This window comes from Microbacterium sp. KRD172, from assembly GCF_017168295.1.
GTDB lineage: Bacteria > Actinomycetota > Actinomycetes > Actinomycetales > Microbacteriaceae > Microbacterium > Microbacterium profundi.
Window position 1 is genome coordinate 2,497,232 of sequence record NZ_JABFAS010000002.1, and the last position, 16,018, is coordinate 2,513,249.

Below are 16,018 nucleotides of genomic sequence, written 5' to 3' on the forward strand. Positions count from 1 at the left end.
TCGAGCGGTGATCGGGAGCACGCGGGACTCACTCCTCGATGCGGTTCCCCTCGGAATCCCAGTTCTCCGCGACCATCTTGCTGGGCTGCACACGCGGGGGCTCACCGGGCATCTTCGGGAAGTCGGGCGGGAACGACAGCTCGCCGAGGCCGTTCTCAAGGTCGCGCTCCCACCACTTGAGCAGCGTGTCGATCCTGCCGGGTGACTTCTGGATGTCGGCCCACGGATCGCCGACATCCGCGAGACGCGCAGGGATGCTTCGCACCGTGAAGACCGTCGGATCGAGGCCATCCAGCTCATCCCACTCCACCGGTGTCGACACGGTCGCCGCCGACAGCGCGCGTGGGCTGTAGGAGCCGGCCATCGTCCGGTCGCGGTTCGCCTGGTTGAAGTCCACGAAGATGCGCTCACCGCGCTCTTCCTTCCACCAGTTCGTGGTCACCTGCTTCGGCATCCGTCGCTCCAGCTCGCGCCCGGCGGCGATCACAGCGTGGCGCACGTCGAGGAACTCGCGCGAAGGCTCGATCGGGCAGAACACGTGCAGGCCGCGGTTGCCGCTGGTCTTGATGAACGGCTCGAGGTCGGCTTCGCGCAGCACCTCGCGCAGACCGTGCGCTGCGGTGACGGCATCCGCGAAGTCGGTCCCGGGTTGCGGGTCGAGGTCGATGCGCAGCTCGACCGGGTTGTCGGTGTCGCTCGCGAGCGACGCCCACGGATGGAAGACGATCGTGTTCATCTGCGCGGCCCAGACGATCGCGCTCGGCCGGTTGAGGACGATCTGCGGATGCTGGCGCCCGCTGTTGTACGTCACCATCACCGAATCGACATAGTCGGGAGTGCCCTTGGGCGGATTCTTCGAGAAGAAGCTCTCCCCGCCGATGCCCGCGCGGAAGCGCTCGAGCGAGACGGGTCGGTTGCCGTTCGCGTTGAGGAACGGAACGGCGGCGACCTGGAAGTACTCGGCGAGCTCCGCCTTGGTGATGCCCCCTGAGCCTGGCGAAGGCTCAGGCCAGATCACCTTGTTCGGACTGGAGAGGTCGATCTCCCGCTCCCCCTCAGGGTCGGAGACAGTCAACGTCACGCGCTCAGAAGCCATGCTCCGACCCTAGAGCGGGCGGGCACGGGCGCGATAGTGTCAGTCGCCCAGATCGACCGCGAGCACGATCACGGCGGCCAGCGCGTCGCGTTCGACGATGAGCGAGGGACCCGCCGAGTCGACCAGCACACCGGCGAGTGACGCGTGGCTGGTGAGAAGCTTGGCGAGCTGCTCAGGGGTGAAAGGCATGGGCTTGTCGCCGCGACCGAGCGCGACGACCTCGAGCGGGTGCGAGAACACCTGCAGGAAGCGGCGGCCGTCTGCGGTGTGCGCCTCGGCGATGCCCACCTTCGCACCTTCGGTGCCGTCGTTGACCGCGACCCAGACCTTGGTCTTCGCAAGAGCGTCGCCGACCTTCCGCGCCGCGTCCTGCTCACGTGGAGCGGCCAGGAGCGACTTGATCGTCATGCCGGGGTCGGCCTGTTCCAGGGCCTTCGTGAGGATCTCGATCGAGAACACCGCGCGGTGCGCGCCGGAGGCGTTGTCGATGATGAGTCCGCTGAAGCCGCCGGATACGACCTGCTGCAGCACGGCGGTGACCGGCTGCGCGACCGCCGATGTCGCCGTCGGATCGATCTCACGCTGAACGGAATCGCGCACCGCGATCGCCGAGCTGAACGCGAGCATGTACGCACGTTCGCCGTCGCGGACGACCGCGACCGAGAGCGGCTTGCCCTCGCTGATCTGGGTGCGCGCGTCGCCGCTCACCCGCAGGAAGAGGTGGCCCTGCAGCATCTGGCGCAGCACGCCGATCAGCTGCTCGTTCGACGCCCCCTCCTCGATCTCGGCGAGCGCCGTGCGCAGCAGCACGTTGTCCTTCATACCCGGAACGGATTCGGTCTGCGCCGGCGGCAGCGCGGGTGCGAGGGGAAGCGTGCGCTTCTCAGGCGCGGTCGACACAGATGGAGCGGATGCCGTCGGCCGCGGAGCCGCGATCGGGCTGGGAGTCTTCGGCGCCGACTCATCCGGATCGGGAAGCGTGACCTCGGGACCTGCTGCCGCCCCGACCCCGCGGAACGCCTGCACCGAGATGCCGATCTCGGGTACCGGCTCGGCGGGCGGCTGCTCCTCTTCGGGAACCTCGTCGGGAGCTTCCGCCTCGATCGGCGTCTGCGACTCGGACGCGTCGTCGGTCTTCTTGCGGCGGGAGAACAGTGCCATATCGATCAGCCTAACCCGGCCGAGTGGGGTGTCTGAGTCCCGTGGCGTCCGTTCACCGCAGTGGCGGAAGGATTTCCCGGCTTCAGTCGCGCGTGAACCCGGGAAACCCTTCTGGCATGTGCTGAGAAGCCGGCGCCGTAGCATGGGGCCATGGCCGCCCCGGAGAAGCTCTCTGACATCGTCACGTCGTTCCTCGACATCGTGCACGACCGCCTCATCAGCGACCGGCGCGGGACGGTCGCCGACTACATCCCGCAGTTGGCCGGGGCAGATCCGGAGCAGTTCGGCATCGCCCTGTGCGGGCTGAACGGCCGCGTGTACGAGAGCGGCGACACCGGCGTGGATTTCACGATCCAGTCCGCATCGAAGCCGTTCGTGTATTCGCTCGCCCTCGACGATCAGGGTCTCGACGCCGTGCACGACCGAGTGGGTGCCGAACCCAGCGGCGAGGCCTTCAACTCCGTCAAGCTCGAAGCCGGGACCGGCCGCCCGCCGAACCCGATGGTCAACGCCGGCGCGATAGTGACGACGTCGCTCGTCACGGGGCGCTCCCCCGAGGAGCGCTTCGGGCGCATCCTCGCTCGCCTGAGCGCGTTCGCCGGTCGCGATCTGAGAGTCGACGAAGCGGTGCTGGCCTCCGAGCAGGAGTCGGGCGATCGCAATCGTGCACTCGCCTACCTCATGCGCGGCGCCGGCTCTCTCACCGCCCCGGTGGCGGAGACTCTCGACACGTACTTCCGTCAGTGCTCCGTGCTCGTCACGGCGCGCGACATCGCCGTGATGGGAGCAACCCTCGCCAACGGCGGAGTGAATCCGGTGACGGGTGAGCGCGTCACCAGCGCGGAGACGTGCCAGCACGTCATGACGATCATGGCCACCTGCGGCATGTACGACTACGCCGGTGAATGGCTGCTGCGGGCCGGGCTCCCGGCGAAGTCAGGAGTCGCCGGCGGACTCGTCGCGAGCTCGCCCGGCGAGTTCGGGCTGGGCCTGTTCAGTCCGAGGCTCGACGCGAGCGGCGCGAGCGTGCGCGGCGTCGCGGCGGCCCAGCAGCTCGCGACACGATTCGGCCTGCACGTGCTGCATCGTCCGCTCACGCTCTCGGCCGCGGAGGTCACGGCCGCGAACGACGAACTCGCAGCAGGACTCGGTGCCGAACAGGATGCCGTCGCCACCCAGATCCTGCAGGAGAACGCCGATGACCTGGCCGTGTGGCGTCTGCGCGGCTACATCGACTTCGACGGCGCCGAACGACTGCTGCTCGATCTCGACTCGTGGCTCGACGCGCGCCCGACCGACCGCGAATCCCCGGCCGTCATCGTTCTGGATCTCACCGAGGTGACGCAGCTGCAGTCCGTCGCGGTGTGGATGCTCGCCGCTCTCGCCACCTGGTGCCGTGCGCGTGGCATGCGGGTCATCGCGAGCGACCCGCAGGGCCGCAGCCTCGGAGTCGCGGGCCTGTCGCAGTCGGCCGGGTTCGACGACGCCGTGCGCGATGCGGCGACCATGACCGGTGCCGTGCCGAACGACTGAGCGTCTTCTACAGCTTCTCGATCGGCGCGATCTTGATGAGGAGCTTCTTCAGCCCCGCAGACTCGAATCGCACATGAGCGATGCGCTTCGCGCCTTCGCCGGTGACGGCATCCACTCGTCCCTCGCCGAAATCGGAATGACGGATGCGGTCGCCGGCGGCCAGTTCGAGGTCGCCGTTGTCGCGCACCTTGCCGGTGACCTTGTTGGGGAACTTGTCCATCGACGTCGACAGCGGCTTGAGAGTGTCTCGCGGGGCCAGCGGCTTGACGCCGAAGCGATCGCCGCCTGAACCGAAGCCGCCGCTGCCTGACCCTCCGCCGCGCCGCGCATTGAGCGCTCGCGACTGCGTGCCGCCCCGGGAGTTCACGTCTCCCGGCGACTGGCGCCAGTCGACCAGGTCGCCGGGGATCTCCTGCAGGAACCTGCTCGGCATCGCCACCGTCACCTCGCCGAACTGCGCACGGGTCATCGCGAGCGACAGGTGCAGACGCTTGCGTGCACGCGTGATGCCGACGTAGAACAGCCGACGCTCCTCCTGCGGCCCACCGGGCTCCCCCGCCGAGATGCGGTGCGGGATGAGGTCTTCCTCGACTCCGGTCACGAACACCGCGTCGTACTCCAGTCCCTTGGCCGTGTGCATCGTCATCATCGACACCGAGCCCGACTCGTCGTCCAGGTCGTCCGCATCGGCGACCAGAGCCACCTCGGTGAGGAAGTCGACGATCGTGCCGTCGGGATTGTTGCGGGCGAAGTCGCGCGTGACGGCGACCAGTTCGTCGAGGTTCTCGACGCGGGCCTCATCCTGGGGGTCGCGGCTCGCGCGCAGCGCATCGAGGTACCCACTCTTGGCGAGCAGCAGGCTGAGCCCGTCCGCGACCGAGGTCGAAGGCGGCACCTCGCCCGATGCGGGCAGCAGGATCTCGGTCGCCTCTTTCAACGCCGCATCCAGCCGGCCGATTCCGGCCTGGATCTTCGGCCCGACGCCGAGCTGACCCGGAACCGACAGAGCCTCACGGAACGAGATGCCGTGGTCTTCGGCGAAACGTGCGATCGCGGTCTCGGTGACATCGCCGATGCCCCGCCGCGGCTTGTTGAGGATACGGCGAACGGACATCTCGTCTGCGGGGTTCGCGACCGCGATGAGGTACGCCATGGCGTCTTTGATCTCGGCGCGCTCGTAGAACTTCGTGCCGCCCATGATCTTGTACGGCACGGCCGAGCGGATGAAGATCTCCTCCAGTGCACGCGACTGGGAGTTCGTGCGGTAGAACACCGCCATCTCCGAGTACGGCATGCCCGAACGGTGCAGCGCCTCGACCTCGTCGGCGACGAACTGCGCCTCGTCGTGCTGCGAATAGCCGGTGAAGCCGACGATCTTGTCGCCCGCTCCCCTGTCGCTCCAGAGCTTCTTGTCCTTGCGGTCGAAGTTGTTGCCGATCACGGCGTTCGCGGCCGAGAGGATGTTCTGCGTCGATCGGTAGTTCTGCTCGAGCAGAACCACGCGAGCACCGGGGAAGTCGCGCTCGAACTCGCTGATGTTGCGGATGTCTGCCCCGCGGAACGCGTAGATCGACTGATCGGAGTCGCCGACTACGGTCAGCGAAGCGCCCTCCAGCTCGGATGCCGTCGCGTCGGAGTGCGATGGCTCGAAGATCATCATGCCGTTGGAGGCATATGGATCGGGCGCGTCACTCGAGACGGGGCGGGTGAGCTCGTGGATGAGCGAGTACTGGGCGTGATTGGTGTCCTGGTACTCGTCGACGAGGATGTGCCGGAACCGGCGACGATAGGTGTCGGCGACCTTCGGGAAAGCCCGGAACAGGAACACGGTCTGACCGATGAGGTCGTCGAAGTCGAACGCGTTGGCCTTGCGCAGCTGTCGCTGATAATCGGCGAAGATCTCGACGAACTTCCGCTCCGCAGGGTCGCTCATGTTCGCGTCGCGCGAGTACGACTCTGCGTCGGAGAGCTCGTTCTTCAGCTTCGAGATGCGCGATTGGGTGGCCGCCGGCGTCAGGCCGTACGCGTCGGCCTCATGCTCCTTCACCAGCCGCTTGATGAGCGCGCGCGAGTCGCCGGAGTCGTAGATCGTGAACGACTTGGTGAAGCCGAACTGGTCGGCCTCGCGACGCAGGATGCGCACGCACGCGGAGTGGAACGTCGAGATCCACATGCCGCGCGCGGCCTCGCCCACGAGATCGACGACGCGTTCGCGCATCTCTCCCGCAGCCTTGTTTGTGAACGTGATCGCGAGGATCTGGCTCGGCCATGCCTCTCGGCCCCGCAGCAGCGAGGCGATGCGGCGGGTGAGCACGCTGGTCTTGCCCGAGCCCGCACCGGCGACGATCAGCAGCGCGGGGCCGCGGTAGGTGACCGCTTCGAGCTGTTGCGGGTTGAGACCTGCGAGAAGGTCGTCTTGGCCCCCGGCACCCGAGGGGCGCGGGCCGGTCGATCCGGGGACGATGAGGGCTTCGGTCATGGCCTAACGAGTCTAAGCCGCGCCACTGACGTTGCGCCCCGCGCCCTGCGTGCCGCGCGGCCCTGTCGTACCCCCAGCGCGCTCCCGGCCTGAGGTGTCACAATCGGTGCATGCGCACGATCCTCAATGTCATCTGGCTGGTCCTGTCCGGATTCTGGCTGTTCCTGGGCTACATGCTCGCGGGCATCATCCTGTGCATCCTGATCGTCACGATCCCCTGGGGCATCGCGTCGTTCCGCATCGCCGGCTACGCGCTCTGGCCGTTCGGACGCCAGATCATCGACAAGCCGCGGGGCGGCATCGGCGCGTTCCTCGGCAACGTCGTGTGGGTCGTCCTCGCCGGATGGTGGCTCGCGATCGGCCACATCGTCTCCGGCATCGCCCTCTGCGTCACGATCATCGGCATCCCGATGGGCATCGCCGATTTCAAGATGGTGCCGATCTCGCTCATGCCGCTCGGCAAGGACATCGTCTCGACCCGCAGGGGCCCGTTCGACGGCTCGCGCTGACGGGTCTTCACGAGTGGCTGCATCATGCGCTCACCGGCAGCGAGCGCTGCGAGATCGCTGCGCAGCAGTGACTCGACAGCAAAGGCGCGTGGAGCGGTCGGCTCCACGCGCCTTCAGCGCTGAACGGCTACGCCGTCTGCCGCCGGCGACGCAGGGTCACTGCGATCGCACCGGCGAACAGGAGTCCCAGTGCGAGCACGAGGGCTGCGGCCGGGAGTTCGGAGCCCGTGGTCGCGAGCCCGCCGCCGGCAGCGGTGACCTGGATGTTCACCCAGCCCAGCAGCTCGCCGTCCGCGGAGTACACCGCGAGACGATGGGCGCCGGCCGCCGCATCCTTCGGGATCGTGACCGTGATCGCACCCGCGGCGCTCAGCGTGCCGTCGGTGAGGAACGTCGGGTCGGAATACATCCAGACCTCGACGTCGGCGCCGGGGTTCTGCGCGAGCGTGATCGTCACCTTCTCGCCGGGGGCGACGGATGACTTGTCCACCGTCGCTCCGCCACGGTTGCCGTCGACGATCGCGTCGCCGGGCAGTGGCTCGATCGACGGGCCGGGCTGGCTACCGCCATCACCGGAGCCAGGGCCTTCACCCGGCCCCTCACCGGGGCCGCCGCCGCCGCTGCCGGCGGGCAGCGTCCCTGTGCGCAGGGCCTCGGATGCGAAACCGTCGGCGAACCACCACACCGGGCGCTGGCCGTCCGTCGCGAGCGACGCCGGCGCCGTGGCGAAGCCCTCGTTGTTGATGTCGGGCAGACCTGCCGCGCGTGCGAAGTGCGCGATGGCGGGCTGGGCCGTGCCGTTGAGCGTGATCTGCGCAGAGGCACCCTGGCATCCGTCGTCGCAGACGGCCCACAGCACGCCGAGCACCGAGTCGTAGTCCAGCGCCATGACGCCCGCGAGACCAGGGTCGATCGACGAGACGAGCTGCGCCGAGCCGTCGGCGGTCAGCGCGAACGCGTACACGCCGCCGTTGTCCTCGACTGCGACGAAGAAGAGACCGGCGTTCTTGCCTGCGTACGTCGCCGGGTCGTAGGCCGCCTGAGCCGCGTCGTCGAACAGCTTCCCGGTGAGCGCGGCATCCGGCACCCACTCGACCGCCTCGATGCCGAGGTTCGCGCCGACGGCGGGGAGCAGTGCGGTGAGGTCCCACTCGGTCAACGCGACGAGGTCGGGGCCGGCGCCGTTCGGGTCGACCTGCAGGATGTTGTTCTGGTTGACGCCCTTCGCGCTGTTGTCGCGCTCGGATGCGACGTAGACGAGTCCTTCGGCGTCGGTCGTGATGCCTTCGGTGTCGGGGCCGGCTGCACCGGGTGCGTCGGCATCCTTCTGGAAGCGCACGCGCTTGCCGTCCGCCCAGCCGTCGACCATCGAGACGGAGCCGTCAGCCGAGGCCTTGAGCTTCCAGATGCGGCCCTCACCGTTGTCGACCGCCCAGAGGAAGGCGCCGTCAGCCGTCTCCTGGATGTCGAGTCCGGAGCTGTCCTCGAGGAACATCGGCGCAGAGTCCAGCACCCGCACGTCGGCCGAGCCGGGCCACGTGTCGAGCTCGAGCTCACCGCCGTCGTCACCGCCACCGCCCTCGCAGACGTTCACCGCGCCCTTGGTGGACAGCGCGACGTCGATGAACTCGTCGCCGCAGCGCGCCCAGACGCCCTTGGCGTGATCGGCGTAGACGTGCTCGGCGACCGGCTTGCCGTTCGCATCGCGCACCGTGACGGTGTCACCGCCGCCGAGCCCGAAATCGAAGTTCGTCGGCTGATCGAACACGAAGTATCCGCCCGCGGCCAGCACCGTGCCGGCCGGCAGCGGAGTGGTCTCGGCCGCGTGCTTGATCGGATCGCTGTCCATCACGGTCCAGCCGGAGATGTCGACGGCGGTCGCACCGGCGTTGAAGACCTCGACCCAGTCGGTCGCGTCGCCGTTCGACTCGATCTCGTTGATCACGACGTCGGGTGCGACACAGACGTTGGATGCTCCTGGCGTCGGCATCGCGAGGGCGAACGCCCCTTCGCCGTCGATGCAGCGGGCCAGCGTGGCGGCGGCGAAGTCGCCGTCGATCGCAGCGTGGCCTTCCCAGGTGAGAGTGTCGTCGACGAGCGCGCCTGAGGTGTCGAACAGACGGATGCGGTCGGCGGAGCCGATGCCGATCGGGTCGCGGAACGCCGTCTCGACGCCGTCGACGCCGCCGATCGTGCCCTCTTCGACGACGAGGAATCCGCCGGCATCGAGAGTCGTGCCCGGCGCGAACTGCCAGCGGTGGTCCTCGGAGTTGTCGCGGATCTCGTAGCCGGAGAGGTCGAAGGCCACGTCGCCCGGGTTGTAGAACTCCACCCAGTCGGCGGGCTGCGAGTCGACCTCGTTGATCCGGACGGATCCGGCGACCGGTGTCTCAGGCTCCCCAGGCTCCTCGGGCTCTTCCGGGATCGCCTCGAACGTGTTCTCCGCGCCCTTGGTCGATGCCGTGGTCAGGCCCCAGACCGGTTCGCCGTCCACATCCTGCGCGCCCCAGCTCGGCACGGCGTGCATGCCCTCCGGCCAGGCCGTCTGCAGCAGCGGCTCGGCGCCGTTGGCGTCGCCCGGTGCGAACACGCGCACGCTGTCGCCCTTGCCGAGGCCGAAGTCGAAGTCGCCCTCACCCGTGTCGGACAGGGTGTCGAGGACGAGGTAGCCGCCCGGCGTCACGATCGTTCCTGCGGGGAACTCGTACGGATTCTTCTCGCTGTTGTCCTGGACGATGTAGCCGCTCAGATCGACGTCGGCATCGGATTCGTTGTAGAACTCGATCCAATCGTCGGGGCTGCCCCCGTTGGAGACGACCTCGTTGATCCGGACGCCGAGGGGCGCCGCGGCATCGACGGCAGTGGCGCCGAAGGCGGTGGTGGGAACGGCGAGCAGCAGGGTGGCGCTCATCGCGCACACCGCCGTCGTCGCGAACCCGCGTCGCAGGCGAGACATGTGACTCCAGGGGTCAGAAGGGGGGGGAACCGGATGGATTCAGACCATCGAGTCGCGCTTAAATTCCTGAGTCGAGAACGTGTACGCGGAGTGAACGGGCCATGTCCGGCGGACGCTCGGATGCGAGCGCCCGAACACAGTCAGCGGCGGAAGAACGCGACGCCGAGATCAGGATGATCGACGAAGACACCGTCGATACCGGCATCCGCCAACACAGCCCACTCCGCTTCGTAGTCGCCGAACGCCGCCTTGCCGCCCTCGCCGCGGAACTCGGCGGCGAGGAACGAGTTCTCCGGACGCGCCGTCCAGGTGAACACCTTCAATCCCCTGGCGTGCGCATCCGCGACGATCGTGCTGCCCTTGGCCAGCAGCATCCGCTTGTTGACGCTGACGCCGTCGACCTTGCCGACCAGCGCGTCCAGCCCCTGCGGTGCGACCGTCTCCTTGTAGGTCGCGGCCGCCTTGCCCTGTGCGACGAGCTGATCGTAAGGACGACCGGATGCCTCGATCAGATAGATGTACGAGGCGGGGATGCCCATCGCCCGCAGCCGGGCGAGCACCGTCGACTCGAAAGCCTCGATGATCAGGGGAAGTTCGCCGTCGGCCCAGCCCGCCGATCGGAGGTCCCTGACGATCATGGACGCCAGATCCAGACCGATGCTCTCGAAGTAGGTGGCGTGCTTGATCTCCAGCACGACGCCGATCTCCCGGCCGTGTTCGGCAGAGCCCGCGCGCACGAGGCCGAGCAGGTCCGTCAGGCGCAGCACGCCCTGCTTTCCGTCGAACGTCGCACTGGTCGTGCGCACGGCCGGAATCCGCTCCGTCGTGCGCAGGGTCGCGATCTCGTCCCAGGTGAAGTCCTCGGTGAACCAGCCCGTCAGCGCCTGCCCGTCGACACGCTTGGTCGTCTTGCGGTCGGCGAACTCGGGGCGGTGCGCCACATCGGTGGTGCCCGATATCTCGTTCTCGTGACGGACGACCAGCACGCCGTCCTTCGTCGCGACGATGTCCGGCTCCACAGCGTCCACCCCCATCGCGAGGGCGAGTTCATACGAAGACCTGCTGTGCTCGGGGCGGTAGCCAGGGGCTCCGCGATGACCGATGACGAGTGGAGACCTCCTGGGCATGCTCACAGCGTAGAACACACCCTTACATGCCGATGCACCGGTATCGTGGAGGAAAGCGACCTTGAAACCCGTTCGGAGTGAGGCCCACCATGAGCAATTTCGCATTCAACAACCCGGCGTTCCAGAAGCAGGATCCGCGGAACGTCGCGACCTATCCCGGCGCCGCCGGCGCCCAGGGCGCGCAGACCGCATCGCTCGCGCAAGCGGGCATGGATGCTGCCGCGAACGCGCAGCTCGAAGGCATGTACGCCGCGCCGCCGGCCGGTTCCATCGAGACCGACCGCATGAGCGTCGAGGACACCGTCTGGAAGACCGCAGGCCTGTTCGCGATCCTTCTCGTCACGGCAGTCGTCGGCTGGGTGTGGACACTGGGCGGCGTCAGCGTCGACCCGACCGCTGGCGTATCGATGCTTCCGATGATCGTCGGCGCCCTCGGCGGCTTCGTGCTCGCCATGATCATCACCTTCACCTCCCGCAAGAAGGTGCGCCCGGCGCTGATCTTCGCCTACGCGGCATTCGAGGGTGTGTTCGTCGGTGGTATCTCGGCGTTCTTCGAGCTTCTCTACCCCGGCATCGTCGTACAGGCGACGCTCGCGACGGTCGCCGTCGTCGGCGTGACTCTGGCGCTCTTCGCGAGCGGCAAGATCCGCGCATCCGCGAAGATGACCAAGATCTTCATGATCGCGATGGTCGGCTACCTCGTCTTCTCGTTGCTGAACCTCGTGCTCATGTGGACCGGCATCAACGACAACGCGTTCGGACTGCGCAGCGTCGAGATCATGGGCATTCCGCTCGGCCTGATCATCGGTGTGCTGGTCGTCTTCATGGCGGCATACTCGCTGGTGCTCGACTTCGACCAGATCCAGCAGGGTGTGCGCAACGGCGCTCCCCGCAAGTACGGCTGGGTCGGCGGCTTCGGCATCATGGTCACGGTCGTCTGGCTCTACATCGAGATCCTGCGCATCATCGCGATCGCCCGCGGCAGCAACTGACCGCGAGAAGGTCCGCTGAAAGGCCCCAGCTCTTCGGAGCCGGGGCCTTTTCCCATATTCTCGACACGCGCGCAAGGGGGTGGCTTTTGTGCAAAGTGGGGAGCATAGTTGGCTCACCGCTACAGAAAGGGGATTTACATCATGGGTTTCCTCGCATTTCTTATCCTCGGATTGATCGCCGGAGCGATCGCAAAACTGATCCTGCCCGGTAAGCAGGGTGGCGGCTGGATCGTCACTCTGATTCTCGGTGTCGTCGGAGCAATCCTCGGCGGCTGGATCGGCGGAATGCTCTTCGGCGTCGGTCTCAACGAGTTCTGGAGCCTGTCCACCTGGCTTCTCGCGATCGGTGGCGCGATCATCGTGCTGCTGATCTATGGTCTGATCGTCGGCCGTGGCAGCAAGGTCCGCGACTAGATCTGACTACTCGGAGGCTTTCGCCTCCAGGAGGGCCCGTTCCCTTTCGTTCCCCGCGAGTCGCGCGGGCGTGGCGAATTAGGAACGGGCCCTCTCGCGGGAGTACGGGGTGGCACGAGGCGAACACCCCTCGCAGTTCTCCCCGGCTCGCGGGGTCGCGCGGATCCCTCGCGAAGACGTCGAACGGGGAAGACCCGGGTCGGCACCTCGGGACAAGACTTCTGGAATCAGACTTCTGGAATCAGCGGCGGGGTGGTGCGGCGAGGACCTCGCGCACAGTGGCGGCGAACGCCTCGATCGCGCGTTCGGCGCTCCAAGCGGATGCCGCGACCGGCGCCTCCGCGACCAGGCGGGCGTGCAGCTCATGGTCGGTGAGAACACTGCGCAGTGCGTCGGCGAGCGCGGCCTCGTCGCCGTCAGGCACGAGGATCCCCCCGCCGCGCGCCAGCAGGTCGCCTGGCCCGTAGCGCACGTCGTACGAGACCACCGGCACACCGTGCAGCAGAGCCTCGAGGATCGACAGACCCTGGCCCTCGAACGCCGTGGACGTGACCACGACAGATGCACGATCGAGCACTCGGCCCGGGGCATCCGTGTGACCGGCGAGCATGACCCGCGAGCGTGCACCGCACTCGTCGATCAGCGACTGAAGTGCGTCGTGCTCCACTCCCCCGCCCCAGATCTCCATGCGGGATCCCGTGATGTCCGCGGCGAGGAACGCACGGATGGAATGGTCGATGCGTTTGCCAGGAGCGAGACGTCCGAGCACGACGACGAGGCCGGGTTCGCGCTCGAGCGTGGTCGCGGCGCGCGTCTCGGAATCGGGGGCCGCGTTCGGGATCACGACGTGGCGAGCGGCGTCGCCGAACCGGGCGACGACGTCATCACGCTGCGTCCTGGTCGGCCATGCCACGGCGTCGAAGCGGTCGGCGAGCGCGAACCAGCGCGTCCACAGGGCGTTCATCGCGGCATCCGGCGTGTAGGGCGCCTCGAGATGCATCGTGTGGATCGTGTGGATGATGCGCACGCGCGGGTCGTCCCAGTCGGCGATCAGCTCGCCGAGCTGTCGCGACTCGCAGACGACCACGATCGGCCGCCCGTCGAACGCCGCAGCGACATGACGAAGCCACGCGTTGTACAGGCCGCGGAAGCCGGCGACTCCGCCGATCACCTGCGCCGTCTCGTCGTAGACGAGCACCGGCTCCTCCGTGAGGTGCCAGTCCGCGTTGCCAGGGATCACCGGGAGAGCTGCGAACGGCCGATTCTCCGCATCGCGCAGCACGCGATACTCGCGCTCAGCGAGGCGCGTCGACAGGTCTGCGGATGCCGCTTCGCGCAGCCACACGGCCGCGCCGCCGTGAGGGGACGCCGCCTCGTCGAACAGGTTGCGCATGCGCGCAGGGTCTGCGACTGCCCCGCGCCGCGCGAACGTCGCCCGATGCGTGGCGTGAGTCGCAGCATCCGCTGGATCGAAGGTGAGCAGCAGCGGCCCCGCACCCTCGGCGGCGCCTGCAGCCGCAAGCTGCATCGCACGCGACAGCGTCGCGATCGTGTAGCCCCCGTCGAGGTCGGGGACCAGCCGGCTGGAGAGCACGATGTACTCCGCATCCGGCAGTGCGGAATCTAGCGCGATTCCGCCCACGTCACTCCCACTCGATGGTTCCCGGGGGCTTGGACGTGACATCCAGCACCACGCGGTTCACGTCGCGGACGCTGTTGGTGATCCGGTTGGAGATCTTCGAGAGCACGTCGTAGGGCAGGCGGGTCCAGTCGGCTGTCATGGCGTCTTCGCTGGAGACCGGGCGCAGCACGATCGGGTGACCGTAGGTGCGGCCGTCGCCCTGCACGCCCACCGAGCGCACGTCGGCCAGCAGCACGACCGGGCACTGCCAGATCTCGCTGTCGAGGCCGGCCCTGGTCAGCTCCTCACGGGCGATGGCGTCGGCCTCGCGCAGAATCTCGAGACGGTCAGCGGTGACCTCACCCACGATGCGGATGCCGAGGCCTGGCCCCGGAAACGGCTGACGTCCGACGATCGCCTCGGGAAGCCCGAGGTCGCGACCGATCTGACGCACCTCATCCTTGAACAGAGTGCGCAGCGGTTCGATGAGCTCGAAGTCAAGGTCTTCCGGCAGGCCGCCGACGTTGTGGTGCGACTTGATGTTCGCGGTGCCGGTGCCACCGCCCGATTCGACGACGTCGGGGTAGAGCGTGCCCTGCACGAGGAACTTGATCGGCTCGCCCTCGGCCTTGGCCTCTGCGACCAGGTCGAGCTGCACCTTCTCGAACGCGCGGATGAACTCGCGGCCGATGATCTTGCGCTTCTGCTCTGGGTCGCTGACGCCCTTCAGATGGCCGAGGAACGTGTCGGCGGCGTCCACCGTGATCAGGCGCACGCCGGTGGATGCGACGTAATCCTGCTCGACCTGCTCGCGCTCGCCCTTGCGGAGAAGTCCGTGATCCACGAACACCGCGGTGAGCTGGTCTCCGATCGCCTTGTGCACAAGAGCGGTCGAGACGGCGGAGTCGACGCCGCCGGAGAGCGCGGAGATGACGCGGGCGGAGCCGACCTGCTCTCGGATGCGGGCGACCTGCTCATCGATCACGTTGCCGCTGTTCCAGTCCGACGCGAGGCCTGCGGCCTTGTGCAGGAAGTTCTCGATGACCTCCTGGCCGTGATCGGTGTGCTTGACCTCAGGGTGCCACTGCACGCCGTAGAAGCCCTTCTCGGCGCTGCCGAAGGCTGCGACAGGCGTGTCTGCGGTGGATGCGAGGACCTCGAAGCCCTCTGGTGCGCGGGCGACCTGGTCGCCGTGGCTCATCCACACGTTCTGGGTGTCCGGCTGGCCGCCGAGCAGCACGCCGCCATCACCCGTGAGCGAAGCATCCGTCGCGCCGTATTCGCGGAGGCCGGTGTTCGCGACCTCGCCGCCGAGGGCTCGGGCCATGACCTGGAAGCCGTAGCAGATGCCGAGCGTGGGGACGCCGAGGTCGAAGATGTCGCCGTCGAGCGCAGGTGCGCCCACTTCGTAGACGGATGAAGGGCCGCCGGAGAGGATGAGCGCGACCGGGTTCTTCGCGGCGATGTCTGCAGCGGTCACCGTGTGCGGCACGATCTCGCTGTAGACGCCGGCTTCGCGTACGCGGCGGGCGATGAGCTGTGCGTACTGTGCGCCGAAGTCGACGACGAGGACGGGACGCTGTGCGGTGTCGGCGCTCATCGCGCTGCCTCCTGGCTTTCTGATGCTTCGGCGGCGACTGCCGCCTCACGCGATGCGAGATACGCCTTGACCTCGCGAGAGACCTTGGCCTCCATGATGAAGGAGAGCGCGGGGATGACGCCGCCGAGAGCGAGCATGACGAAGCGGCTGAACGGCCACCGCATCAGGCTCCACAGGCGGAACGCGGAGAAGAGGTAAACGACGTAGAACCAGCCGTGCGTGACGAGGATGAGCAGAGACAGGTTCGCTCCGTCCCCCACTGAGATGAGTTCGCAGCCCATGCCGCCGGGCACGAACAGCGAGAACCACTGGCATCCGTCGCCGACGATGACCGGAGCGAACCAGAGGAAGCCGCCAGAGCCGCCGGCGATCAGCTCCACGTGGATCGGGCTGTACTTCAGGATCATCTCGGCCAGCAGCAGAAGCAGCATGACACCGGTGATGATCGACGCGATCTGATAGAACTTCAGCGCCCCACGGATCTTCGGAAAGGAGGCAGCTTTCGGTTCTGGCATGCAGTCAAGTCTACC

The 16,018-nt window shown here is 67.6% G+C and carries 12 protein-coding genes; 4 read left to right on the top strand and 8 right to left on the bottom strand.

What is annotated here, in order from left to right; all coding sequences use genetic code 11:
* Positions 1-28 precede the first annotated feature (28 nt).
* A complete protein-coding gene (gene ligD / locus J1M43_RS12405) occupies positions 29-1,096 on the bottom strand; it encodes a non-homologous end-joining DNA ligase (RefSeq protein WP_206476867.1) in 1,068 nt (355 codons plus the stop codon).
* Between the two features lie 39 nt (positions 1,097-1,135).
* On the bottom strand, positions 1,136-2,257 hold the full coding sequence (locus J1M43_RS12410; protein ID WP_206476868.1) for an SseB family protein: 1,122 nt from the start codon (positions 2,255-2,257) through the stop codon (positions 1,136-1,138).
* 150 nt (positions 2,258-2,407) lie between these two features.
* Here J1M43_RS12410 and glsA point away from each other — a divergent pair, with 150 nt between their 5' ends.
* Positions 2,408-3,790, top strand: coding sequence for a glutaminase A (gene glsA / locus J1M43_RS12415; protein ID WP_206476869.1), 1,383 nt, complete (start codon positions 2,408-2,410; stop codon positions 3,788-3,790).
* Between the two features lie 7 nt (positions 3,791-3,797).
* Here glsA and J1M43_RS12420 read toward each other — a convergent pair whose 3' ends face one another.
* Positions 3,798-6,269, bottom strand: a complete 2,472-nt coding sequence (locus tag J1M43_RS12420) for an ATP-dependent helicase (protein ID WP_206476870.1) — start codon at positions 6,267-6,269, stop codon at positions 3,798-3,800.
* Between the two features lie 110 nt (positions 6,270-6,379).
* On the opposite strand from J1M43_RS12420, the gene J1M43_RS12425 reads away from it, so the two are divergent.
* Positions 6,380-6,778, top strand: coding sequence for a YccF domain-containing protein (locus J1M43_RS12425; protein WP_206476871.1), 399 nt, complete (start codon positions 6,380-6,382; stop codon positions 6,776-6,778).
* A 127-nt stretch (positions 6,779-6,905) separates the two neighbouring features.
* Here the strand turns inward: J1M43_RS12425 and J1M43_RS12430 are convergent, their stop codons facing one another.
* Both J1M43_RS12430 and J1M43_RS12435 read right to left on the bottom strand, forming a co-directional pair.
* Entirely contained in the window at positions 6,906-9,734 is a 2,829-nt protein-coding gene (locus tag J1M43_RS12430) for a lamin tail domain-containing protein (RefSeq protein ID WP_206476872.1), read from the bottom strand.
* A 140-nt stretch (positions 9,735-9,874) separates the two neighbouring features.
* Positions 9,875-10,861, bottom strand: coding sequence for a glycerophosphodiester phosphodiesterase family protein (locus tag J1M43_RS12435; protein WP_206476873.1), 987 nt, complete (start codon positions 10,859-10,861; stop codon positions 9,875-9,877).
* A gap of 89 nt (positions 10,862-10,950) precedes the next feature.
* Between J1M43_RS12435 and J1M43_RS12440 the strand changes: the two genes are divergently transcribed.
* Both J1M43_RS12440 and J1M43_RS12445 read left to right on the top strand, forming a co-directional pair.
* Entirely contained in the window at positions 10,951-11,853 is a 903-nt protein-coding gene (locus tag J1M43_RS12440; protein ID WP_033104963.1) for a Bax inhibitor-1/YccA family protein, read from the top strand.
* A 141-nt stretch (positions 11,854-11,994) separates the two neighbouring features.
* Positions 11,995-12,267 carry a GlsB/YeaQ/YmgE family stress response membrane protein gene (locus tag J1M43_RS12445; RefSeq protein ID WP_033104964.1) on the top strand — a complete coding sequence of 91 codons (273 nt, stop codon included), beginning with the start codon at positions 11,995-11,997 and terminating at the stop codon, positions 12,265-12,267.
* Positions 12,268-12,508: 241 nt separating this feature from the next.
* Here J1M43_RS12445 and J1M43_RS12450 read toward each other — a convergent pair whose 3' ends face one another.
* The 3 genes from J1M43_RS12450 to J1M43_RS12460 are packed head-to-tail and all read right to left on the bottom strand — an operon-like array spanning position 12,509 to position 16,003.
* A complete protein-coding gene (locus J1M43_RS12450) occupies positions 12,509-13,909 on the bottom strand; it encodes a glycosyltransferase (protein ID WP_307823435.1) in 1,401 nt (466 codons plus the stop codon).
* Position 13,910: 1 nt separating this feature from the next.
* Positions 13,911-15,488, bottom strand: coding sequence for a glutamine-hydrolyzing GMP synthase (gene guaA / locus J1M43_RS12455; protein ID WP_206476875.1), 1,578 nt, complete (start codon positions 15,486-15,488; stop codon positions 13,911-13,913).
* Entirely contained in the window at positions 15,485-16,003 is a 519-nt protein-coding gene (locus tag J1M43_RS12460; protein WP_033104966.1) for a DUF3817 domain-containing protein, read from the bottom strand. Before J1M43_RS12460 ends, guaA begins: the two co-directional genes overlap by 4 nt.
* Positions 16,004-16,018 lie beyond the last annotated feature (15 nt).

Excerpts from the sequence above, each read along its gene's own strand:
- guaA (WP_206476875.1), bottom strand. The coding sequence starts at position 15,488 with ATGAGCGCCGACACCGCACAGCGTCCCGTCCTCGTCGTCGACTTCGGC.
- J1M43_RS12410 (WP_206476868.1), bottom strand. The coding sequence starts at position 2,257 with ATGGCACTGTTCTCCCGCCGCAAGAAGACCGACGACGCGTCCGAGTCG.
- J1M43_RS12440 (WP_033104963.1), top strand. The coding sequence starts at position 10,951 with ATGAGCAATTTCGCATTCAACAACCCGGCGTTCCAGAAGCAGGATCCG.
- J1M43_RS12420 (WP_206476870.1), bottom strand. The coding sequence starts at position 6,269 with ATGACCGAAGCCCTCATCGTCCCCGGATCGACCGGCCCGCGCCCCTCG.
- J1M43_RS12460 (WP_033104966.1), bottom strand. The coding sequence starts at position 16,003 with ATGCCAGAACCGAAAGCTGCCTCCTTTCCGAAGATCCGTGGGGCGCTG.
- J1M43_RS12430 (WP_206476872.1), bottom strand. The coding sequence starts at position 9,734 with ATGTCTCGCCTGCGACGCGGGTTCGCGACGACGGCGGTGTGCGCGATG.
- ligD (WP_206476867.1), bottom strand. The coding sequence starts at position 1,096 with ATGGCTTCTGAGCGCGTGACGTTGACTGTCTCCGACCCTGAGGGGGAG.
- J1M43_RS12445 (WP_033104964.1), top strand. The coding sequence starts at position 11,995 with ATGGGTTTCCTCGCATTTCTTATCCTCGGATTGATCGCCGGAGCGATC.
- J1M43_RS12425 (WP_206476871.1), top strand. The coding sequence starts at position 6,380 with ATGCGCACGATCCTCAATGTCATCTGGCTGGTCCTGTCCGGATTCTGG.
- J1M43_RS12435 (WP_206476873.1), bottom strand. The coding sequence starts at position 10,861 with ATGCCCAGGAGGTCTCCACTCGTCATCGGTCATCGCGGAGCCCCTGGC.
- glsA (WP_206476869.1), top strand. The coding sequence starts at position 2,408 with ATGGCCGCCCCGGAGAAGCTCTCTGACATCGTCACGTCGTTCCTCGAC.